The organism is Flavobacterium sp. 40-81 (assembly GCF_001898245.1).
In the GTDB taxonomy this organism is placed as follows: domain Bacteria; phylum Bacteroidota; class Bacteroidia; order Flavobacteriales; family Flavobacteriaceae; genus Flavobacterium; species Flavobacterium inviolabile.
In genome coordinates, this window is the sequence record NZ_MKTM01000041.1 from 1 (window position 1) to 22,691 (window position 22,691).

At 40.4% G+C, this 22,691-nt stretch carries 23 protein-coding genes; 3 read left to right on the forward strand and 20 right to left on the reverse strand.

Going from position 1 to position 22,691, the window contains the following annotated elements:
- Nucleotides 1-173: 173 nt before the first annotated feature.
- The 15 genes from BGO42_RS15640 to BGO42_RS15710 all read right to left on the reverse strand — a co-directional run bounded on the left by BGO42_RS15640 (nucleotide 174) and on the right by BGO42_RS15710 (nucleotide 14,891).
- Nucleotides 174-1,688, reverse strand: a complete 1,515-nt coding sequence (locus BGO42_RS15640; RefSeq protein WP_273243531.1) for a malate:quinone oxidoreductase — start codon at nucleotides 1,686-1,688, stop codon at nucleotides 174-176.
- A 106-nt stretch (nucleotides 1,689-1,794) separates the two neighbouring features.
- The gene (ruvX, locus tag BGO42_RS15645) at nucleotides 1,795-2,211 is read right to left on the reverse strand and encodes a Holliday junction resolvase RuvX (RefSeq protein ID WP_177735373.1); all 417 of its coding nucleotides are present in this window, start codon (nucleotides 2,209-2,211) and stop codon (nucleotides 1,795-1,797) included.
- 10 nt (nucleotides 2,212-2,221) lie between these two features.
- The gene (locus BGO42_RS15650) at nucleotides 2,222-2,965 is read right to left on the reverse strand and encodes a class I SAM-dependent methyltransferase (RefSeq protein WP_273243534.1); all 744 of its coding nucleotides are present in this window, start codon (nucleotides 2,963-2,965) and stop codon (nucleotides 2,222-2,224) included.
- A 106-nt stretch (nucleotides 2,966-3,071) separates the two neighbouring features.
- A complete protein-coding gene (locus BGO42_RS15655; protein WP_177735377.1) occupies nucleotides 3,072-3,398 on the reverse strand; it encodes a DMT family transporter in 327 nt (108 codons plus the stop codon).
- Between the two features lie 69 nt (nucleotides 3,399-3,467).
- Nucleotides 3,468-4,031, reverse strand: a complete 564-nt coding sequence (locus tag BGO42_RS15660; protein ID WP_177735379.1) for a Crp/Fnr family transcriptional regulator — start codon at nucleotides 4,029-4,031, stop codon at nucleotides 3,468-3,470.
- A 54-nt stretch (nucleotides 4,032-4,085) separates the two neighbouring features.
- Nucleotides 4,086-4,526, reverse strand: coding sequence for a hypothetical protein (locus BGO42_RS15665; RefSeq protein WP_273243536.1), 441 nt, complete (start codon nucleotides 4,524-4,526; stop codon nucleotides 4,086-4,088).
- Nucleotides 4,527-4,648: 122 nt separating this feature from the next.
- Nucleotides 4,649-5,827, reverse strand: coding sequence for an AIR synthase related protein (locus tag BGO42_RS15670; RefSeq protein WP_177735382.1), 1,179 nt, complete (start codon nucleotides 5,825-5,827; stop codon nucleotides 4,649-4,651).
- 86 nt (nucleotides 5,828-5,913) lie between these two features.
- A complete protein-coding gene (locus BGO42_RS15675) occupies nucleotides 5,914-6,741 on the reverse strand; it encodes an OmpA family protein (RefSeq protein ID WP_273243539.1) in 828 nt (275 codons plus the stop codon).
- A 148-nt stretch (nucleotides 6,742-6,889) separates the two neighbouring features.
- A complete protein-coding gene (locus tag BGO42_RS15680) occupies nucleotides 6,890-8,377 on the reverse strand; it encodes a carboxypeptidase regulatory-like domain-containing protein (protein WP_273243541.1) in 1,488 nt (495 codons plus the stop codon).
- Between the two features lie 11 nt (nucleotides 8,378-8,388).
- Nucleotides 8,389-9,825, reverse strand: coding sequence for a CsgG/HfaB family protein (locus BGO42_RS15685; RefSeq protein ID WP_177735389.1), 1,437 nt, complete (start codon nucleotides 9,823-9,825; stop codon nucleotides 8,389-8,391).
- Between the two features lies 1 nt (nucleotide 9,826).
- Nucleotides 9,827-10,279, reverse strand: coding sequence for a curli production assembly/transport component CsgF (locus BGO42_RS15690; RefSeq protein ID WP_273243544.1), 453 nt, complete (start codon nucleotides 10,277-10,279; stop codon nucleotides 9,827-9,829).
- 17 nt (nucleotides 10,280-10,296) lie between these two features.
- On the reverse strand, nucleotides 10,297-11,019 hold the full coding sequence (locus tag BGO42_RS15695; protein WP_177735393.1) for a CsgE family curli-type amyloid fiber assembly protein: 723 nt from the start codon (nucleotides 11,017-11,019) through the stop codon (nucleotides 10,297-10,299).
- 4 nt (nucleotides 11,020-11,023) lie between these two features.
- Entirely contained in the window at nucleotides 11,024-11,512 is a 489-nt protein-coding gene (locus BGO42_RS15700; protein WP_273243546.1) for a hypothetical protein, read from the reverse strand.
- A gap of 64 nt (nucleotides 11,513-11,576) precedes the next feature.
- The gene (locus BGO42_RS15705) at nucleotides 11,577-12,395 is read right to left on the reverse strand and encodes a hypothetical protein (RefSeq protein ID WP_177735397.1); all 819 of its coding nucleotides are present in this window, start codon (nucleotides 12,393-12,395) and stop codon (nucleotides 11,577-11,579) included.
- A 306-nt stretch (nucleotides 12,396-12,701) separates the two neighbouring features.
- Nucleotides 12,702-14,891: a glutamine synthetase III family protein gene (locus BGO42_RS15710; protein WP_177735398.1), complete on the reverse strand. Its 2,190-nt coding sequence runs from the start codon at nucleotides 14,889-14,891 to the stop codon at nucleotides 12,702-12,704.
- Between the two features lie 321 nt (nucleotides 14,892-15,212).
- On the opposite strand from BGO42_RS15710, the gene BGO42_RS15715 reads away from it, so the two are divergent.
- Nucleotides 15,213-15,761, forward strand: a complete 549-nt coding sequence (locus BGO42_RS15715) for an inclusion body family protein (RefSeq protein WP_273243549.1) — start codon at nucleotides 15,213-15,215, stop codon at nucleotides 15,759-15,761.
- Nucleotides 15,762-15,826: 65 nt separating this feature from the next.
- Here the strand turns inward: BGO42_RS15715 and BGO42_RS15720 are convergent, their stop codons facing one another.
- Nucleotides 15,827-16,348 (reverse strand): hypothetical protein, encoded by a 522-nt coding sequence (locus BGO42_RS15720; RefSeq protein WP_177735400.1) that lies wholly within the window; start codon nucleotides 16,346-16,348, stop codon nucleotides 15,827-15,829.
- Nucleotides 16,349-16,478: 130 nt separating this feature from the next.
- Here BGO42_RS15720 and BGO42_RS15725 point away from each other — a divergent pair, with 130 nt between their 5' ends.
- Both BGO42_RS15725 and BGO42_RS15730 read left to right on the forward strand, forming a co-directional pair.
- On the forward strand, nucleotides 16,479-18,185 hold the full coding sequence (locus tag BGO42_RS15725; protein WP_273243552.1) for a tetratricopeptide repeat protein: 1,707 nt from the start codon (nucleotides 16,479-16,481) through the stop codon (nucleotides 18,183-18,185).
- Between the two features lie 163 nt (nucleotides 18,186-18,348).
- Complete coding sequence (locus BGO42_RS15730; protein ID WP_273243555.1) at nucleotides 18,349-19,230, forward strand: T9SS type A sorting domain-containing protein; 882 nt, start codon at nucleotides 18,349-18,351, stop codon at nucleotides 19,228-19,230.
- A 101-nt stretch (nucleotides 19,231-19,331) separates the two neighbouring features.
- Here BGO42_RS15730 and BGO42_RS15735 read toward each other — a convergent pair whose 3' ends face one another.
- The 4 genes from BGO42_RS15735 to BGO42_RS15750 form a co-directional block, all read right to left on the reverse strand.
- Nucleotides 19,332-19,571 (reverse strand): hypothetical protein, encoded by a 240-nt coding sequence (locus BGO42_RS15735; RefSeq protein WP_177735404.1) that lies wholly within the window; start codon nucleotides 19,569-19,571, stop codon nucleotides 19,332-19,334.
- A 184-nt stretch (nucleotides 19,572-19,755) separates the two neighbouring features.
- Nucleotides 19,756-20,367, reverse strand: a complete 612-nt coding sequence (locus BGO42_RS15740) for a response regulator transcription factor (protein WP_177735406.1) — start codon at nucleotides 20,365-20,367, stop codon at nucleotides 19,756-19,758.
- Nucleotide 20,368: 1 nt separating this feature from the next.
- Nucleotides 20,369-22,156: a tetratricopeptide repeat-containing sensor histidine kinase gene (locus tag BGO42_RS15745; RefSeq protein WP_273243557.1), complete on the reverse strand. Its 1,788-nt coding sequence runs from the start codon at nucleotides 22,154-22,156 to the stop codon at nucleotides 20,369-20,371.
- Nucleotides 22,157-22,160: 4 nt separating this feature from the next.
- Entirely contained in the window at nucleotides 22,161-22,655 is a 495-nt protein-coding gene (locus BGO42_RS15750; RefSeq protein ID WP_273243559.1) for a hypothetical protein, read from the reverse strand.
- Between the last annotated feature and the right edge of the window lie 36 nt (nucleotides 22,656-22,691).

Sequence of the window (22,691 nt, forward strand, 5' to 3'; positions counted from 1 at the left end):
AACTACAGCTAATTTAAAAGCCATATTATAATCCTTTTGAGTACGCTTAACTCGCGTTGTTGTTGTGTCTTTCATAATAAGTCGATTTTGTGTCAACTTATTTCAGGACGGGACACAACAATAAAAAAAGCGCACTGAATAGTGCGCTTTTTTTATTGCTAATACTGAAATGCCTACGCATTTACAGTTATATTGTTTTCCAGTTTCAGGATTTTAGCGGTATGTGCTCTTAAGGTATCGGCTAATTCCGGATTATCATTCAGCGACAAACCATAAGAAGGAATCATTTCCTTTAGTTTATGCTGCCATTCGGCTGTTGCCAGTTGTTCCGGAAAACAACGTCCTATCAGATCCAGCATGATCGACACGGTGGTAGAAGCACCCGGAGAAGCGCCAAGCAATACGGCTAATGAACCATCGGCAGCATTAACCACTTCCGTTCCGAATTCCAACACGCCACGTCCCTGCTTGTCTTTTTTAATTACCTGCACTCGCTGACCGGCATTTTCCAATACCCAGTCTTCTTTTTTAGCATCCGGTAAGTATTCTTTCAAAGCTTTCATCCTGTCTTCAGAAGACTGGAACACCTGATCGATCAGGTATTTGGTCAACGGAATGTTTTTCATTCCGGCAGAAAGCATCGGTTTAATATTATTCAGTTTAATGGACTGTGCCAAATCAAAATACGATCCGTTTTTCAGGAATTTAGTCGAAAATCCGGCATAGGGTCCGAATAACAAGGCTTTCTGCCCGTCAATCATTCGGGTATCGATATGCGGTACCGACATTGGCGGTGCGCCAACAGAGGCTTTTCCGTATACTTTTGCCTGGTGTTTTTCGATTATTTCCGGGTTGATACATTTCAACCATTGTCCGCTAACCGGGAAACCTCCAAATCCGTCGCCTTCCGGAATATTGGCTTTTTCAAGCAGCAATAACGATCCTCCTCCGGCTCCGATAAAGATAAATTTCGCTTTTACGCGTTTTTTACCCCCGTTTTCCAGGTCTTTTACTTTTACTTTCCAGTTACCGTCTTCATATTTTTTCAGGTCTTTCACTTCGTGGTGGAAATGCATTTTCACGCCTTCCAGTGTTTGCAGATAGCTGAATATGCTTCGGGTTAATGCCCCGAAATTAACATCGGTTCCGATTTTCATTGAAGTCGCGGCAAGTTTTTTAGCTCCTTTACGCCCTTCCATGATCAGCGGTGCCCATTCTTTAATCTGACTGGCATCTTCCGTATATTCCATTCCTTTGAAAAGGTGGTATTTCTGAAGTTCCTGATAACGGTTTTTAAGGTATTTTACATTTCTTTCTCCCCATACAAAACTCATGTGGGGAACGCTTCTGATAAAACTTTCCGGATTGTTGAGTAATCCTTTTTCTACCAGGTAGGCCCAAAATTGTCTTGAAACTTCAAAAGATTCAACAATCTTAACGGCTTTTTTGGTTTCTACCGAACCGTCTTCCAGTTCCGGTGTGTAGTTTAATTCACAAAACGCTGAGTGTCCTGTTCCTGCATTGTTCCATGCATCCGAGCTTTCGGCAGCAGCGACATCTAAACGTTCAAAAATTTCAATTTTTAAGTTTGGTTGCAGTTCTTTCAGTAGTAGTCCTAATGTTGCGCTCATTATTCCTGCTCCTATTAAAACCACATCAGCCTCAGTTTTGTGTGTCGTAGTAGTCATCGCAATATTTTAAAAGTGCAAATTTAGTTTGTAAAGTTCGAAAAACTATTACTTTTCCTGATCCTTTACAATCCAGATTACATTTTTAGTAAATTATAAAATTTTTCTAAATCATTTTTCGAGATAGATAATCTCTAAGCATAATTGTTGCGGAAATCTCATCAATCAAGCCCTTATTCTGACGCTGTTTCTTTTTAAGTCCGCTGTCGATCATGGTCTGAAAAGCCATTTTTGAAGTAAAACGTTCGTCTACCCTTTCCACCTTCATATCGGGAAAAGCAGCCGTAAATTTAGCGACAAAAGCCTCTATTACGGGCGTACTTTCGGAAGGCTGACCATTCATTTGTATCGGTTCTCCAATGAGTACTTTGATTACATTTTCTTTCGAAAAATAGTCTTTTAAGAAGGGAATCACTTCGGCTGACGGGATGGAGGTTAAGCCCGAGGCAATAATCTGCAGTTCGTCGGTAACCGCAATTCCTGTTCTTTTCTGTCCGTAATCTATCGCTACAATTCTCGGCATTTGTTTTTTATTAAAGGGTTTTCTGTAATTTTCCTATTCGCAAAAGTAAGGGAAAAGTAACTTTTTTATCACTTTTCTCCCACGATGTTTTAAGGTCTTCCCGAATGAGTGCTATCGGGTTCGTATTGTTTTTATCTTTATAATGCTGTACTGCCGACCAGGTTTCAAGATAGCCAATCAGCTCCTCAAATTCCCAGGTTACATGATTCTCAAAAGATTTTGTCTTGATCTCGTCATAAGGAAACGGTATTGTGCTGTAATTGTTATCAATATAAGCCCGTTCTTTATCCCAGTAGCCGCCCAGTATGTCTTTATAGAGCCTTTTAATAATGGCATCCGTGTGCGGGTTGGTTTTTAGCAAAGCATATCCCAAAACCGCAAAGATGCCGTCATTTTTCAGCACACGGTAAATCTCCCTGTTAAAGCGGCTGAAATCGAACCAGTGCACTGCCTGGGCCACCGTTATCAGGTCGAATTGTTTGTCCTGGAATGTTGTTTGTTCGGCCGGCTGTATACTATATGCCAGATTGGGAACTTTTGCGGCATTTTTCAGTTGTTTCTCACTAATGTCGATAGCTGCTACCTGCTCAAAATGTTTTGCCAGTTTTTTTGCCAGCTGTCCGTTGCCGGTGGCTATATCAAGCGCCTGTTTTTTATGGGTAGCAAATGAAACAATGTAATCAATAATTTCCTTTGGATATTCCGGTCTGTAAGCAGCATATTCTACTGCCATTTTGGAAAAATTGTCTTTCATCTCTTCTTCTTTAAACATTACCGAATAGTAATGCTTTACAAAGTTACTCCCAACAATGTAAAATTATATCCAAGACCGGTTTAAATATTTCTTAAAGTTTTACGGCTTAATGGGATACATACTTTAAACCGATAATCGATCCGATCAGGGTACAGATAAAGAAGATTCTCCAGAAATCTGCCTGTTCCTTAAAGAAAATAATGCCGACTAAAACGGTTCCTACTGCTCCGATTCCCGTCCAAACGGCATAAGCGGTCCCGATAGGCAGGGTTTGTGTGGCTTTAATAAGCAGCAGCATGCTAACGGTTAAACAGATCACAAATCCGGAATACCACATAATGGCTGCATTTCCGGTTGCTTCTTTGGCTTTTCCCAGACATGAAGCAAATCCTACTTCAAAAAGTCCCGCAATAATGATTAAAATCCAGTTCATTTTTTATTATTTTTAGACTGCAAATTTCGGGTACCGCAGCATGGCATCCTTTAACAAATGATAAAAAATTCATCTTATTTCGGCACGGATCCGGCTTAAGGTTACCTGAGTTACGCCCAGATAGGAAGCAATGTTCCCCAGAGAAACCCGGTTCAAAAGAGACGGATCGCCTTTTATCAGTTCTTCATAGCGTTCCAACGCCGATTTAAACTGCCGGGAAATGAGTCTTTCTTCGGTTTTAACCAGTTCATATTCCGAAAGCCTCCTGCCCCAGTTGGCAATATCAATATCTTCCTGATAGAGTTCTTTCAGTTCCGTTGCCTTGATATGGTAAAGCCTGGAAGCTTCCAGAAGTTCTATCGTTTCATAGCCCGGTTTGTTAAAGATATAGCTGTTAAACGACAATACGACATCGCCTTCTTTCCCGAACCAGAAGGTAACTTCGGTATCGTTATTATAGCAAAATGCCCGCGCCATTCCTTCTTTTATAAAGTAAATGTCGTTTTCCGTTTTGTTGCTTTCAATTAAATAATGCCCTTTGGGATAGTGTACTTCCGAAAGGCGTTCTAAAATTTTATGCAGTGCTTTTTCCGGCAACGGATGAATGGACTGTAGTATTTCTTTTGCTGTCATTTTTGGGGCGGCGTGTTTATAGAACCAAAGCAAGTGTTTCGAAAAACAGTGCTGTTATCTGGCTTTGAATTTCCAGTCGAACTCATCATTGTCATTGATCGTTGCGCCCACCTCAACCCGGATTATTTTTTCAAATTCCGATTGTAAAATCAGCCAGTTGCTTTCATTAAAGACATTATCGACCGAATCGAAGGTTTCCACTTCCCAGCTTTTGATGCCTTTTTCTGTAATTTCTTCCTGAACTTCTGCGGTTGGCCTGCCGATAATCCTGTTTCCGAACAATTCCAGATCCGGATGCGAACAGATAAGATACCCCATTCGCATATCTTCATCTTCATAGAATGTTACGCGGATTCTTTTATCGTTATACAGATAAATGATGTTGTTTTCATCGTCTTTATACTGTCTGTCCGGTTCACCGTAAACGGCCATAACGTTTTTTTGCGTCATCCCGAAGATAAGTTCGTCTATTCCTGTTTTCAAATTGATTTTCATACCTGTTTTTGTTTCTATCAAAGATATTTTATTTCCTTTTAAATGGCATTACGAATGCTGCTATTATTAGCATAAAAAAAATCCCTTATTCAAGGGATTTTTTAAATTGTTATGGTGATTGTTTAATATTCGAATTGTCCGTATTCGCTATTAATCGTCAGTTTTTTATGTTCGGATTCTTCTACCCTTCCTACAATTCTGGCATCGATGTCGAATGATTTTGAAATGGCAATAATATCTTCGGCAATTGCTGCCGGAACATATACTTCCATACGGTGCCCGCAGTTGAAAACCTGGTACATTTCTTTCCAATCGGTTTTAGACTGCTCCTGAATTAGCTTAAACAGCGGCGGAACCGGAAACAGATTGTCTTTGATTACGTGAAGGTTATCAATAAAATGTAATATTTTGGTCTGTGCTCCTCCGCTACAGTGTACCATACCGTGGATTTCGTTTGCCGTATATTTTTCTAAAATCTTTTTAATGACCGGTGCATACGTACGCGTTGGTGATAAAACCAGTTTCCCGGCATCAATAGGCGCGTCTTTTACAGCATCCGTTAGTTTAACATTACCGGAATATACCAGTTCTTCCGGAACAGAAGCGTCGAAACTTTCCGGATATTTAGCTGCCAGGTATTTATGAAAAACATCATGACGGGCCGAGGTCAGTCCGTTGCTGCCCATGCCACCGTTATAGGATTTCTCGTATTTTGCCTGACCAAAAGAGGCTAATCCTACGATTACATCGCCTGCTTTGATGTTTGCATTATCGATAACATCCGAGCGTTTCATTCTTGCCGTTACGGTAGAATCCACTATCAGTGTGCGAACCAAATCGCCCACATCAGCTGTTTCCCCGCCTGTAGAATGGATGGTTACACCAAATGTTTTTAATTCTTCTATTAATTCTTCGGTACCGTTAATGATTGCCGAAATAACCTCACCCGGAATCAGGTTTTTATTTCTGCCAATGGTAGACGACAGCATGATGTTGTCTGTTGCCCCCACGCATAACAGGTCGTCAATATTCATGATCAGGGCATCCTGTGCAATTCCTTTCCAAACGGTAGTATCACCGGTTTCTTTCCAGTACAGGTAAGCCAGTGACGATTTGGTACCGGCACCATCGGCATGCATGATAAGGCAGTAATCCTGGTCGTTGGTAAGATAGTCGGGAACAATTTTACAGAAAGCTTTTGGAAAAAGCCCTTTATCAATGTTTTTAATGGCGTTATGCACATCTTCTTTTGCGGCAGAAACGCCTCTCAAACTGTAACGTTTACTAGTATCGGAACTCATGAAATGGTAGTGTGTGTTGTTGTCGGGCAAAGATACTCTAAAATGTGGGAATTTGAAAAAATGAAGATTTGAAAATCGTTTTTTACTTAATTTTCAATAATTTCAATTTCCACTCTTCTGTTTGCCGCTCTTTCTTCTTCGTTTTTTTCCGGCAGCGGATTAATGGGCTGCGTACTGCCAAATCCTTTAAAGGTGGCTCTGGTTTTATCGATACCGTTTGCTTCCAGAAACAGACGGATGGCTTTGGCGCGTTTGGTCGACAAATCGGCTCTGTCATTAGGCATGCAGCAGATATGTCCCTGGATCTGAATGCGGAGTTTCGGATTGCTTTTCATGATCTCCAGCAATTCAAACATTTTGGGCCGTGAATCCGGCAGTATGGCAAAGGTATTTTCGTAGAAATTAAGGTTTTCCAGTTTGAGTTTATCGCCCACCAAAGCATGCTTTACTTTTAATGCCAGCGGCGCATCGGCCGGAACGTCTACTCTTTTAATTTCGGTTACCGGTTTGATTCCCAGTATTTCGTTTTCACGGGACAGGTCTTTTGCTTCAATATAATGAATCATGACTTTCCTGTTTTCGGCTTTTATTTTAGACTGCTTGTGGCTTTCCCCGAAGCTTCTGGTCTTAAAATCGTCTCTTGTTCTGACCGTATGCCGGACCGTATTGAAAACATACGTAACTCTTTTCTGGGCTAAGGTGTCGTTATAACTATTCGTACCGTCCTCATCGGTAAATCCGTTGATGGCTACAATTTTGGATGTTTTGTTTTTTTGCATCCATTCTTCCAGCCGCAGCAGTTCTTTTTTATTGAGTTCGTGTTTATTACTTTCAAAATACACCGCAACAGATTCCTGTGCGAAAGTTGTTCCGCCAAATAAAGCAACGAAAAGCAGTAATACGAATGGTTTCATGTGTTGTAATTAGTTACAACGAATTAACAACTTTCCCCTGACTTTTAAAAGTCTTCCTTTATTTTTCTTGTGTTACCGGTCACATTAATAAAGGCGTATCCTCCATACAAGAGCGATACGCCTTTAAAAAAAGAAAGAGGTGAATCTTTTATTTCCAATCGGGCATTAGTCCGTTACTAAACAGTGCCGTACGGGAACCGCTTGTTCCCATCGTATATTTTGTAATGGTTCTCGGAGAAACGCCGTCGTTTGAGGTGCTCACAAAAATCAGTTCTGCTTCATTGGGCGAAAAACGCACATCGAGGTCATTATACCCGGCAGGTCGCTGAACCGGTACTTCTGTTGTTGTACTGGCCGTAAAATCATACATAAATATTCTGTTGTCCAATTGTCTGTAATCGCTGCTCTGGTATCCGGAAACATCGCGGGTAAACACGAGTTTCGTATTGTTAACCGACAGGTGCAGACCGCCTGCCGCTCCGTTTACTCCGGATAATACATTGGCAATGACATTTCCAGACATATCAATCACATATATTTCTACGCTGTATCCGCTTAGATCATTTACTTTTAGAGCAATCCTGGTGCCGTCATAACTCCAGTCGCATTCCGAGATAAACTTACCGTTAGGTGTCTGAAAAAGCTGTACCAGTCCGCTGCCATCAGCATTAATGCGGTAGAGTTTATCAAAATTGGCGTAGATCAGCTGACTGCCGTTTGCTCGCCAGCAATAGTTATAATAATCGCCATTGAATGCCGCTACCGGTACATTACTGGTCACTTTAAAAACACTGGAACCGTCCGGGCGCATGGTGTAAATATGTCCCTGACCACCGGTTGTCCGGATAAAGGCAATTTTATTCGCCTGGGTATTCTTTCTTGGACGGAAACTGTTTGTCGCATCCGAGGTGATCTGCAGTTCATTCCCGGCATCATCGGCTGTAAAAATAACGTTATTGTCGCCCGTTTTCCTTACAAACAGGTATCTGGCGTTTGGAAACATCAGTGTTCTGAAAGAACTGGTCAGGCTGTTTACATCCGGATTGATTCCGTCGTTTGCCGTTACCTGCCAGTAATATTTTGTACTGTAATTTAAATTGGTAAGCGTAAAGCTGGTGGTTGTGATGTCGTCATAAACCACCACATTATTATTGGTATCGTTTCGCAATGTCACTTTGTACGTTATCGGGTCTTCTTCCGGATCGGTACAGGTCCAGGTCAGATTGACTTCTAACGACTGGTCTGTAGCATTATCCCCCGGAGCGGTCAGTACCGGTACCGTTGGCGGTAAATTTTCCACCGTTTGTTTGACAAGTTCAAATACCATTTCGGTTGTTCCGCCCGTATTTACGTGTACGGCTTCAAATTTTGCTATATAACCGTCTTTTCTGGCTTCAAAGGAGTAATCGCCTTCATTGACCTGGGTAACGGTATAATATCCGGATGAGTCTGTAAAAACTGTACTGGTATTCGGGCTGGAAGAGACTCTGGCGTTCGGAATGGGTGTAAAGGTTTCCGATTCTACAACCCGTCCTCTAACGGTTCCCTGTCCTTTTTCTATAAATTCTTCCTGACTGCAGGACCACGCAATGCTGAATACTAAAAGCGCGAATCCTATTCTGGTTATAATTTTCATATTCCTCAGTTTTATTTATCCGGAAAACCAATAGTATAACCTGCAGCATTCGCTTTTTCTTCTACATGTTTTTTTACCGCTTTATTGGGGTATTTCTGTTTCGGGAAGTAAAAGGTTATTCCCGCTCCAAAACGCCAATAATAATCATCTCTTTTTCCCATAATCAGATAATCTACGTTATCCGAGAAGGTGACGTTATTTTCACCATATAGTTTGAGTCCGACGCTGTCCGTCAGCAAATACTCTACGCCAACGCCAAACTGTATTTTCGTATGTACATTTTTATAGGCACTGTTTATGCCCATTCCGCCGCCGCCATAAATATAGGGCGTGAACCGGTCATAAGGCAGAATCAGCAGTTCCATATTCAGATCGCCGGTAAGGTAGCCCACATCCAGCTTGTCTTTGTTGCCAAACCATGACGGGCTGACTGAAGCACTCATGTTAAAGTTTGGCCAGAAGAAATATTTTAATCCGCCGCGTATCATCGGTTTGAATTCCGGATTGGGATAATCGCCATTCATCAATGTGGTTCCGCCGCCGATTTCAATTCCGAATTTGGCACGTCTTTCATTCAGATGCCGTCCGTATAGCTGGGAAACTTCCGATTCTCTTTTTTCATAATCGTAATTGTTGATCAGCTCGGTCAGTTTGGCTATCGGTGCTTTGGCTTCCCAGATATTATCGCGGATCCCTTCAATGATCAGGCCTTCAACCGCTTTTTCTATCGCTTCTGTAATGGCCATTTGTATCGGTTCGTTTTTTGTGAATCCCGTTTCTACTTCCAATAGTCGCTTAAAGTCGACATATCGGAACAAACTGGCATCAACCGACTGGGAAAGTATGGTTTTGGAAACATAAACCGTTTTCAGGATTTTACCATTGGAGGTAGACACCAGCCTGAGGTAAATGGTAATTCTGTCCTGTCTGTATTTTGTAGATCCGCCGGCGCCAAAGTAACGGGCACCGAATCCGCCAGTGATAATGTTGGAGTCATAGGAAATAACGCCTCCTTCCAGCAGAACACCTGCATAGAGCAAAGGTGCCAGCTGCATTTCCGGATTATTGGGATCTTTGGTATATTCTTGTCTGGTAGAGCGGATAATGTTTCGCTCATTCATCAGGTTCGCCAGGTTTTCTCTTTCAATCGGAGTAAACCATTTTGAATCTTCCAATGCTTTTATTAAGATTGAGGTCGCTCCCTGAGTAACAGCGGTACTAAAAGTACTTCCTGCTTCTGAAGGTTTATACTGCCCTGTTTGGTCCCTAAATTTATAGACACCCACGACTACTGGTTCTTTTGGTGGCGGTAATGCTTTTAAAGCACTCGTTGATGGTGTAGGTTCCCCTATTGAGGCTTTTTCCACACTCACGGGCTGATTAAAATAGGCACCACAGCCAGACAAAGTCAGCGCCAGCAATAACGAAAGTAATTTTGCTGTTTTCATATTAATTCCCTGGAATGATTACTTGAGTTTCTTCACCTGTTGTTATATCCAGTATGTTTACCACAACTCCTAAATTTGACGGATAGATTTCGACAGAAAGGCTGCCGAAAACAAACGTTCCCTGCTGAAGTCCTCCCGAGCCGGTTCCTGTACCCGTTCCCGTTCCTGTTCCTGTAGTGGTTCCATCGCCGTACTGTTGCTGAAACAGCGATCTGGATATATAGTTTAACAACTGATTGTTTAAATTATCTCTGAATCGTTCTAGTGCTGTTTGCGGCTTGTAGAGATCGTTTTCTTCTTTGAACTTATTCTGTGAATCGGCCGAACTGAGCAGCCACTGATAGTTAAAGGTATCGCCTCCGAAAGCGGGATTGATGGGTTTATACACCAAATCCTGAGCGTTTACACGCATTCCCACAGAGACCATTACGAATAAAAAAACGATTGTCTTCATGATGCAAAAAAATAGAATTAATACTGTGTTATATATTGTTTCTGTTTCTCTATATCCTGCAGGTATTTAATGAGTCTGGCAATGGAATCATCGGCCATGTACATTAAAAAATCTTCATCAGGTCTGGAAACAAATTCATTGATTAAATCATTATCTATAACTACTCTGATTCTGGTTGTTCTCCCAAAACTGAGTTCTTCTTCAATTCGCACTATTTTTCTGGCATTTAATTTTTTTTCCTGATATTTTCCATAGAAAAAATCATAGAAATCTTTTCCGAACTTTGTTTTTGTATCGTCCGATACAATTCCCAAAAGTTCCAATCCATCCGCCGGCTTGTCTGCTTTTACATCTTCTCCCACAACGATTCTGTCTTTTCCGATGATTTTGTCATCTTCATCATAGAGCAGTAATAAAATGATGGTTTCATCATCACTGGAAATATTTACCTGTGTTTTGGATAATATTTTCTTTTCGTTAGGGCCCAATGTAAAGCGGCCGTCCTGTGAATTGTTCGATAAATTCTTGGTTCTTTTACTTTTTTTGATAACAGACAGTTTGTAACGAAGGCTTTTGTGCACTTCGGTCACATTCTCTGCTGTTCCGGTAACAGATAGTATGTTCTCTACAACACTTGTTTCTATTTTTGCTTTCACTTCTTTGTTTATAAATTGTGCTTCGCAAGGAATGGAAAAGGTGAAGATCAACACCGTAACGATTGCAGTGTAATATGGTTTCATGGCTTTATCTGTTAAAAATGAGTACTGAACCTGAATTTCCTCTTTGTATAATTCTCATATCATCTGAAATGGAATTGGTACCGTAGCTCGTGTAATTCAGGTTATTACCATATTGAATTACCTGGTTATTAACCGAATAATACGGATTCATCGAATAATCGTTCACCATATTATTGCTTCCCTGCTGGATAACCGTCTGGTTAATATCCTGAGCACTTTTATACAGTTCCAGATAGTTGTTCGCTCCCAATTGCTGTACGTTTACCATAGCGCTTGCCGCTTTTATGTTTACGTTTGAAAAGTTCCGGGTGCCTATCTGCTGTATGGTAACAATATTGCCGGCAGAAAGTGTCATGGCTTTTTTATCGGCTTGTCCGGCATAATGTTGCTTGACAGCCATTTCCAGTTCGTTATCACCGGAGAACTCTTGTGCTTTTAGCCCGAAGGAAACTAAAACAAGTGTCCAAAATCCATATTGCATCACTTTTTTCATAACCGGTATTATAAAGGAAAAAGGAGAGATAGAAAGTGTTTACCTCTCCTCTTTTCTATGGGATTTAATTTGATTGGTTTACTAATGAAACGTTAGCTATACCTGCCTGATTTACAAAGCTCATGTGTCCTAAACCGGATTGGTTGGTCCATGCAAAGTTTAAAGCACCGTCCTGATCAATTAAAGACAGGTTAGCATCTCCCGCTTGTGTAGTTATTGCCATATTATAGAATCCGTCCTGAGTATGAACCGCTACGTTATCTTCACCCAATTGTAATTGGTAAGATTGGTTTCCGGTTCCGGTTTGAAAAGCAACTGCAGTGTTATCAGATCCTACCTGCATTTGTGAAGAGTAGTTGTCTGTTCCTAATTGCACCGCTAAAGCAGCGTTTCCGTCTCCAAGTTGTGTCTGATCGGCAACGTTACCGGTTCCACCCTGAATAATAGCAGCGTCATTTCCAATACCGATTTGCAATACATTGGCATCGTTTAAGGCACCTACCTGTAATACTGAAGCCGAGTTGGCAATTCCGTATTGTTGAATATCAGAACTGTTGGCAATTCCAATTTGGGCAACAGAAGCTTCGTTAAATGCTCCCAGCTGGAAAACAGAAGATTGATTAAGAATACCCCACTGTGCTACAGTAGCTTCGTTAGCAAATCCTATTTGTGCTACGTCAGACATATTAAGGATTCCAAGCTGATCCACATCGGCACTATTGAAAAAGCCCAATTGATCTACATCTGAAATATTTAATAATCCTGCCTGATTTACGTTCGACATATTACCGATACCAACCTGGCCTACGGTACTAAGGTTAAATTGAGCAAAAGCTCCTGCGGTTAATAGCATCGCGGAGATGCATAAAATCACTTTTTTCATAATAAAAATATTTAATTGGTTAAAAATTTCTTTCTTATTATGAGGAAGCAATACTGTAAAATGGGATTTCGGTGACTTCGTCAGACACGGAAATTATTGTTATGGAAGTGTGGAAAAATTGTGGTTATTTTCCATTTCAAAGATAGCCAAATTATCTTTCACGGGTAAACCGGCTGTTATTTTTATTCAACAAAACAGCCAATTTTCTACGAAATGAATAAAATATCAGATAAACAACAGTTATTTTAACAAAATAAGCCTCATTTTACTGAGGCTTATTTATTTTGTATTTTTGTTTTTCTAACCTTATTTGGTGAAAAGTAACTCCCTATATTTGGTTAGGGTCCAGATCTCATTGTCTACTAAAAGTTCCAATTTATCACTGTGGTAACGAATTACATCGAAAAACGGTTTTACTTTTTCACAATATGCATCAGCCTGTGCTTCAATATTGGTCAATTCGTTCGCAATTTTACGCTCTTCCGTCATTTCTTCAACCTTTTCATTGATACTTGCGATATGGCTGGAAATTTCTTTTATCAGATTGATCTGCTCTTTTCCGATAGTTTCAAATTCTTTTCCGAAAATTTCTTTTAATCCTTTTACGTTCTCAATTAACGTATTCTGGTAACGGATCGCTGTCGGGATAACATGGTTTCTTGCGATATCACCCAAAACTCTTCCTTCAATCTGGATCTTTTTCACATATTCTTCCAGTTCGATTTCATAACGGGCTTCCATTTCCACATGGTTCATTACCCCCATTTCTTCAAATAGTGCCAAAGCTTGTTTGGAAACTTTTGCTTTTAAGGCTTTCGGAGTTGTTTTGTGGTTGCTTAAACCTCTTTTGCCGGCTTCAATTTCCCAGGCTTCGCTATAACCGTCACCTTCAAAAAGGATTTTCTTGAATTGTTTGATGTACTCTCTCAATACGTTGAAAATAGCATCGTCTTTTTTCATGTCTTTTCCTTCGATCAAAGCATCAACTTCTACTTTAAAGTCTTTTAACTGCTTTGCAACGATGGTATTTAGGATTGTCATGGAGTTCGCGCAGTTCGCAGAAGATCCAACGGCTCTGAATTCGAATTTATTTCCTGTAAAGGCAAAAGGCGATGTTCTGTTTCTGTCGGTATTATCCAGGAATACATCCGGTAATTTGCCGACAACGTTCAGTTTCAGGTCTGTTTTTTCTTCCGGTGATAATTTTCCTTTGGAAACACCTTCCAGTTCTTCCAGTACTTTCGTTAGTTGCTGACCGATAAATACAGAAATAATAGCCGGTGGTGCTTCATTAGCTCCCAAACGGTGGTCGTTACTTGCCGAAGCAATAGAAGCTCTCACCAATTCTTCATTATTGTATACCGCTTTAATTGTATTGATAAAGAAGGTCAGGAATTGCAGGTTGCTCATAGGCGTTTTACTCGGGCTCAATAAATTGATTCCGGTATCTGTTGCCAATGACCAGTTATTGTGTTTACCCGATCCGTTTACACCTTTAAATGGTTTTTCATGGAATAATACTTTAAAATGGTGGCGTTCTGCAACTTTTTGCATAACATCCATCAATAAAGAGTTATGGTCAACGGCTAAATTGGTTTCTTCAAAAATAGGTGCCAGCTCAAACTGGTTAGGTGCTACTTCATTGTGACGTGTTTTCACCGGTATACCTAACAACATACATTCGTTTTCCAAATCCCTCATGTAGTTCAGTACACGTGTTGGGATAGAACCGAAATAGTGGTCTTCCAATTGCTGTCCTTTAGCCGAAGTGTGTCCTAACAAGGTTCTTCCGGTTGCTAAAATATCCGGTCTTGAAGCAGCCAAAGCGCTGTCTACCAGGAAGTATTCCTGCTCCCAACCCAATGTAGGTGTTACTTTCTTTACATTTTTATCAAAATATTTGGCAACATCCGTAGCCGCCTGATCAATTGCATGCAAAGCGCGTAACAAAGGTGTTTTATAATCCAGGGCTTCTCCGGTATAGGAGATAAAAACAGTTGGAATACACAAAGTCGTTCCGAAAATAAATGCCGGAGATGTCGGATCCCAGGCCGTATATCCTCTCGCTTCAAAAGTGTTACGGATTCCGCCGTTCGGAAAGCTGGAGGCATCCGGTTCCTGTTGTACTAACTGGCTTCCGCCGAATTTTTCTACCGGATCACTACCGTCAACAGCTGTTTCAAAAAACGCATCGTGTTTTTCTGCCGTTGTTCCGGTTAAAGGCTGGAACCAGTGGGTATAATGGGTCACTCCTTTAGACAATGCCCACTCTTTCATTCCCATAGCAACATAATCGGCAAAACGTCTTTCGATCTTTGTACCGTGCTGGATTGCATTTTTTACTGCCTGATATGCTTCCGACGTCAAAAACTGACGCATCGCCTTATCGTTGAATACATTACTTCCAAAAATCAAAGATTTTCTGTCCAATTCTTCTACCAATACGGGTTTTCTACCGCTTGCTTCTTTTAGTGCCTGAAAACGAAATGTTGACATAAAGTTGTGTTTTTTTGTTTATACCTATTGTTTTACACTGCAAATGTAAATATTTTTAAAAAACAAAACACAATACCCCATATTTTTTTAGGGGTACGGTTAAAAAAAATCGTTTTAAAGCAAAAATAACGAAACAAAAGAGGGGTAACCCGCAGCCTTATCCCGTTTTGTTCATGCCGCAACTGCTGTTTTCCGGAACAAAAACAAGTAATTACACCTGCCCGGGTTTAATTTTAGAATCAAAACTTTGTACCATCCAATAGTTTATAGTAAACAATACTATTGAAACCCGATAAAAAAACAACCCAAATCCCGAAAATCATGGATACCGCAAGAAAGGAAGCACATTTAATAGAACTTTTACTGGTTATAGATACCGAATATATTAAATCGAAATATCCCAATCCGAGTCAAAACCAGCATGAACCCACCGAGGTCAGCGCCGAAAATCATTATATACTGAGTAACCTGCCCCAGCTAATCATCAGCGGACAGGGGACATCCTGCCTGAATCTTAAAGCTGATTTAGCTGACTATATTACCTTCAGAGGTACCAGCCTTTATCTGAACACTGACGACGCCGTCCTTTTTTATAATGCCAGACATCAGTCCGGTGATGCCGTTATGAGAAATTTTTCAGGTTGGATTACCGAAAGACTGGGAGCGGTATCCAGTAATACAAAAACGATTAATGGATTACCGGCAATTGCAACTGCAAATCGTACAATGTCCTTCGATTCCATGATACTCCGAACCGGTGAAGAAAAACTATCCTTTTATTTCGCCCTTTATACCTTGGCAGATAATGCTATGGACCAGAAATTATATGGCTATTTCAGCTGGAGCCCTACAATTATTGCCAGTAAATAATGTAAAAGCACCTGATATAAAAAAAGGGAACCAATTGGTTCCCTTTTTTTATATCAGGTATCGAATTATTTCAATACTTTAATTTTTGATTCATCAATATTATAGGCTTTAATTACCGCATTATAATCGGAATAGTCAACCGGCTGAGCATTTTTAGAAAAATACCCCGGAACAATTACAATACGAAACGTTTGATTTTGTGTCCATTGCGGTGCCAGCATATTCAGATCAAGATCGGCCGAACTTAAAAAGATGTTGACATCCGATCTTGTAAAGTCGAAATTATACAATAAATCGCCTTCGCTTAATTGTACTGTTTGCGGCATTAATCTCCAGATTGGGGTTGTCGGATTAACCGTATCCCAAAGCAGGTAAACCAAAACAACATCGGAAGCATATATTTGTGGATTCAGCGGTACGATACTGCCAAAATTATTACCGGCATTAAAAGATCTGGTAACTTCAAAAACTTCACTAATCGTATTTCCGTCAGATGGTCCCTGTGGTCCTTGCGGTCCCTCCGGACCTTCACATCCCTGAAAAGCAAAAGCTGCTACAACCGTTAAAAGTAAAAGTATCTTTTTCATATTTTTTTGATTTAAATGATTCTAACAAATATAAACAATAATCAAGCCAAAAATCTTTAATCCAAATACTATCTTTTTTCTTACGTTTTAATTTTTAGTAATTCTATTGAAAATCTCTTTACTTTTGAAAATGGAATCGGGAAAAACAAAATCATCTGACTGTAATCAAAACACGGCTGTCCGCTTTTGGGCAGCATTAATCATAACCCTCTTTTCTTTTACCGCATCTGCCCAGACCGATACCGCGTGTGATACGCTGATCACTACCGGAATTGCAAAAATGTTTGAACAACAATACGGTTCGGCCATAGAGTATTTATCCAAAGCACAGGAAACCGCCAAACGAAAAAACTTATACCGGCAGGAATTTCTGGCCATTAATAACCTCGGGCTTACCTATTATAAAATGCTCGATTATGGCAATGCCATTGCCTATTATTTAAAAGCCTATGAACTGGCGCTAAAAAACAATGCCCCTACAGATGAAATGATCGTCCTGAATAATATTGCACTACTATATATTAAGGATAAAAATTTCAGTCAGGCAGAAGAATATTTTAAAAAGTCTTATGACATTGCCCTGAAAAACAACATTCAGTCCCGTGTAGGCATTTATGCTTCCAACCTGGCGCAGCTCAATCTGGAACTTAAAAGAACCGATATTGCTACCAAATATGTCAATGAGGCGATTGCCAATCTGGACGAAGATCCCAAAAACAAGCTTAATGCCTTTGTAACCAAAAACAATATCCTGATCGAAACAGGACGCTTTAAAGAGGCTATCCCCGATTGCCTTTCCCTGTTGGAACAGGCCAAAAAAAAGAACTATACAGAAGCCGTTACCGAATTAGAAACCCTGTTGGCAATAGCTTATACAAAAAGTAAAGAATGGCCCAAAGCAGCATTCTATGTAGAAGAAGCGTTAAAAAGCTGTACGGATGATGAAATGCGGATTAAGGTGCTGGAACAGCAATCGGTTATTGCTTTTAACATGAACAATATCCGTAAACTGGTTGCCGCCAAAGACAGCATCCTGACGCTGACAAACCTCATCAACAAAAACAAGAACAAAGAATTACTCGAATATTCCAAGCTGCGTTTTGAACTATCGGAATCCAAACACGATCTGCGCATCAATAAAGCCCTGGTTGCCAGTTCCCGAAAATTGTATTTTACCATTACCGCGTTTTTAATCCTGCTGGTTTCCATACTGATCTGGGCTTTTTACAAAAGAACGGAAATGGCCAGACAGAAAAGGATCATTGCCGAAAACAACCTGAAAATTATTGACCTGGAACTGGAAAAAGAAAAAAACAACACCAGTATCTTAAAAAAGGAATTAAAAGAAAAAGAACTGCTTGCCGCATTGGAGCAGGAACGCCAGAAAGAAAAAGAATTTTTACTGCAGCAGGAAATTCAGCAGAAGAACAAACAGATATCCGATAAGATCCTGTTCCAGTCCACACGAAACGAACTGATCGAAGAAATTATCGAATCCATCCCGAACCTTCCGAACATTACCCATAATGAGGCCCTGATACAAACAATCCACAACCTCAAAAGTCATCTGAAAGAAGATTCCAAATGGGAGGAATTTACAGCCAGTTTCGAAAACATCAACAATGATTTTATCAACAGGCTGAAAACAAAGCATCCTTCCCTTACGGCAAATGACATTCGTTTTCTGTCGTTTGTGTACCTGAATTTAAGCAATAAGGAAATTGCTTCTTTACTGCATATTTCCCCGGAAAGCTGCCGCAAAAGAAAAGAACGCATTACCAAGAAGTTAGCCATAGATCCGGATATATCGCTGTTCAAATTCCTGTCGGCTTTATAGCGATGTCACACAATGTCACGCCAGGTGTCACACCTTGTATCGCTTCATAAATAGGAGATTAGCCTTGCACGCTGTTATTTAGCGGTTCCAAATAAAATCGTTTCAACAAACTGCCCGAACCGTTTTTTTTGAAAATGCTAACCTATATATCAATCTATTATTTATGAGATCAAAACTACTTTTACTTGTTACCTTATTTATTTTCTGGAAAGGGAACAGCCAGAATGCTCCGGTCATCAGCGGCGATTTAATGTTATGTCCATGGACAAACGGTACCGCTGTTATCAATAACAACGAAGGCTATACTACCTACCAGTGGTATTTTAAATACTGGTTTACTTCCGACAGCTTTGAAGCCATACCCGATGCTACTGCTGCAAGTTTTACCTACGACTGGTACACTTACGACCAGGCTTTGCTGAAAGTGGTGGTTACTAAAAACGGGCAGACGTTTGAATCCAACACGATCCAGGTTGACAGTTATGCCTGGGTAGGTCTGGGAACCATGTACCAGTATGATGAAAACATCATGTCTTTTGATCCTCAAACAGAAAGCCTGTTGCTTTGTAACGGTGCTTCTTTTGACCTGCAGGTAAACAATCCGCCTTATAATGCGAATATCCAATGGTATAAAAACGGCGAACCGATTGTTGGTGCCAATAATCCTGTACTGACCATTTCGGGAGCCGGGGAATTTCACGTTGTTGCCGCACCGGCATTTTGCCCGAACAGTACCAGCTCCACTGCCGGAACACCAACGAGAGTCGCGATGAATCCGGATTGTAATCTGAGCGTGGATAATCCGACCCTTAATAAAACCGTGACACTATATCCGAATCCGGTAAAAGACAAACTAACCATTGCTTTTGACAACCAGATCATCGAGTCGGTAACGATTTACAGCCTGACCGGTCAGCTGATCTCCAAAACAAAAATAAACACAACCGAAGCAAACCTGGACACTTCCGCTTTGTCTTCCGGTGTTTACATAGTGGAAGTTTCTGCTAACGGAAGCAGCAAAAAAGTAAAACTGATTAAAGAATAAACCAAAAAAGACCTCAATTGAGGTCTTTTTAAATAAGAAGTACACAAAACGGCTCCTTAAATACTAAAAGGATAACCCGAAAAAGGTTATCCTTTAGTGTTTTAATTAGACCATTTAGCGCAAACTTGAACGGTATCCCAACCAAGGCACACCATATTGTTGTTCCAGCTCAGACATACTCTTTTCGGTTTCCATGTCAGGCAAATTTCCCCTCTTGTAGTCGCATTTGCCTCCTGGTAAAAAACCTTTCCGTCTTTCTCTTTTTTTACAGCGACAATATTGCCCGCCTCATCCAACAAATTTTCTTTGTCTTCACTTAAATAAAGTGTTTGTTCTTCCATAATGTTTTCTATTTTTTGGTTTGTCCTACTCGTATGGCTTTTCGGTTCCGCCCTGTTTATTTTGAGAAGGTCCACAGTTACCTCTTTTCGAAAACCCGTTGATTTTCTTACTCAAAATTCCGGAAACAGCCACAAAAAAAAATCCCCAACAATGGGGATTTTACACAGTTTCATACTTTTATTTTTAAAAATCATATTTGCGTTCTACCGCAAACCGGATCAGATCGGTTTTGCCCTGAATACTCATTTTTTTCAGGATATTTTTCCGGTGGGTATCTACGGTACTTTTCCCGATAAACAGCAGGTCGGCTATTTCCTGGGATGTTTTCCCCTCACCGATTAACCGTAAAATTTCTTTTTCACGGGAGCTCAGAATAATATCTTCTTTGGTAACCGTGTCTTTCGACATGATGGCGTCATCAAAAAACAAATTATTTTTTGCCACTTCACGGATGGCTTCAACCAGTTTTTTAAGGGATGAATTTTTCATGATATAACCGGAAGCACCGGCTAATTTCATCTGGGTTACCGCTTCCGACTGGTCAAACATGCTGAAAGCAATGACTTTTATATCCGGAAACTCTTTTTTAATGGTTTTCGTCGCACAGATACCGTCACATTTTGGCATCCGGATATCGGTAATTACAATATCCGGCCTTTTGGCTCTTACCAGCGCTATTAAAACCTCGCCATCATTCGCTTCTCCCACAACGGAAATATCCTCTTCATATTCCAGAGAAAGTTTTATCCCGTCAATAAGGGACTGATGGTCTTCTGCTATCACTACCCGTATCATATTATAATGGTATATCAATAATAATTGTCGTTCCTTTCCCGATTACAGAATCAATTGTAAACGTTCCGTTCATCTGTTCTACTTTTTTTTCAATACTTTTCAGTCCGATTCCGGCCGACTTACCGCTCATTGCCGGCACAAAGCCTTTACCGTTGTCTTCAATCATGATATTGATTCCCTTTTCATCATGCTGATTAAGGTAAATATTCACCTCTGTCGCTTCCGAGTGTTTTATAATATTCGTGCACAATTCCTGAATGATCCGGAACAGGATCACTTCCACCGAATTTTCCAGTCTTTCCGTTAACCCGAACGGAATGACATTCATTTGCAGTTTATTCAGGATACTCATCTTTTCCGCCATTTTTTTAACGGAAAGCAGCAATCCCTCTTTCCCCACCACACCCAGGTTCTTTAAATGGGAAATATTCCGGACTTCCTGATAGGCTTCTTCTATTAAGGCATCCGTTTTATGGTATAACTGATTTTCTTTTTCGGCAGCATGCTGATTCGTTCTGCTGATGTTTTGAAAATTCAGTTTCAGCGTAGCCAGCAAACTTCCTAAATTATCGTGCAGTTCATTGGCAATCCGCTGCCGCTCTTTCTCCTGGCTTTCCAGCATTAGATCAATTCCGGCAAGTTCCTGTTCTTTCAGTACTTTTTCCAGTTTCTGGGTTTCGATCAGTTTCTCCTGAACCGCAATTTTCTTTTTCTTGGATATATTCTTAAAAATTAAAATACCGGACAACAAGGTTAGCAGTAACAGCCCGATCGCCGCATAAACAATGATCCTGTTCGTTTGCAGCCGGTCTTTTAAAGCCAGGTTTTCTTTCTCCTTTTCTTTGGTTTTATACCAGATATAATTTTCATTGATCGCTTTTTTCTGTTCCTTTTCATCCAGTTGCTCTTTGAGCTCTTTTTGCTTTAAAACAAACGCCAGGGCATTTTTATAATCCCCTTTGCCTTCATAAGCCTTGGTCATATAACCATACAATGCTTCTTTTGTTTTTGCCTTGAACTCTTTATTTGGTATGGAATCAGCTTTAAAAAAATAAAACAGCGCTTTGTCAAACGCTTTCATTTTGGTGTAGGTTACCCCATAATTAATATAGACATAGGAAATATAATCTGTTAACTGATGTTTCTCGTATATTTTGAGGGCTTCCCGATAGGCATTTAACGCCAGGTCAAATTTCCGGAGACTATCGGTAGCATAGGTGGCGCCCATATTGAGCAGTATTCGCGCCCGGAAGATATCATCTGTTGTTTTTAAATTTTCCCGTTCTGCTTTTTTAAAATACTGTACCGCTACCAGGGGTTGCCGGTCATAAAAAGATTTTCCCGCCTGCATATAGGCGTTGCTCAGATAATCCGGATTCTTTTTACGTTGGGCATACGCTATATATTCGTGTAAAAAAGTCTGGTAATCCATAGTATTTCCATCAATCGCCAGCAATAACGAAACCAGCTCAATATTGATCTGTGCTTCCTGGTCAAGGCTGTCAATGGCTTTATACTGGTCTTTCGCTGCTATATAGTAACGATAGGCAAGATTATCCTTATTGTTCAGGGCATACAAATTGGCATTAAGATAGTTGTAGCGGGCTGTTTCGGCAGCTGTGAATTTTGCAGTAAGCAGCTTGTCCGAAATAAAGGATGCCCTGGCTATATCTTTTTCTTTAACGTATTTTTCAAACTCTTTTAAGGTAGCCGTTTGTCCAAAGGAAAAGCTTACCACAAAAAGTAGTACCGTTAACAGCCTGTATCGTATGCTTTTTATCCCCGACATGGTATCAACATCCGTTTGCTGTCAGGATTCCGCCATCGCCAACCTTGGGTTCTCTGTTGATCTCTTCCGACGAAGCTTCCATTAAAGCCGGAAAATTGGGCAGGTTTGCCTGAAAATATTCCAGATCTTCCGAATCGCCTTTAAACCGGTCGTCGTGCAGGCACATAAAATGAATCTTATCGTCCTCTTTCAGTTCCGAAAAGGACTTTCCTTCACCGCTAACCGGCTTATATTGCAACAGGTTTACCGTACTGTTTTTAACGCTCTTCAGGTTTTTTGCCGTAGTGGGATACTGTCGTAAATTAACATTATCCTCGCCATCCATGACCAATATTCCCAGCAACCCAAAATACTTTTCATTGGATATATTGTAAAATTCAGCATAACGGTAAGTACCGGTTTTTAAATTGGGCAGCATCGTTTTTATCGTAGCCCGCTGCTCTCTCCCGGCATCGCTTTTCTGAAAACTTATTGTTCCGCAAGATTGGTACACTTTCATTTTTGATAGATTTAATGTTAAACTACTCAAAATTCA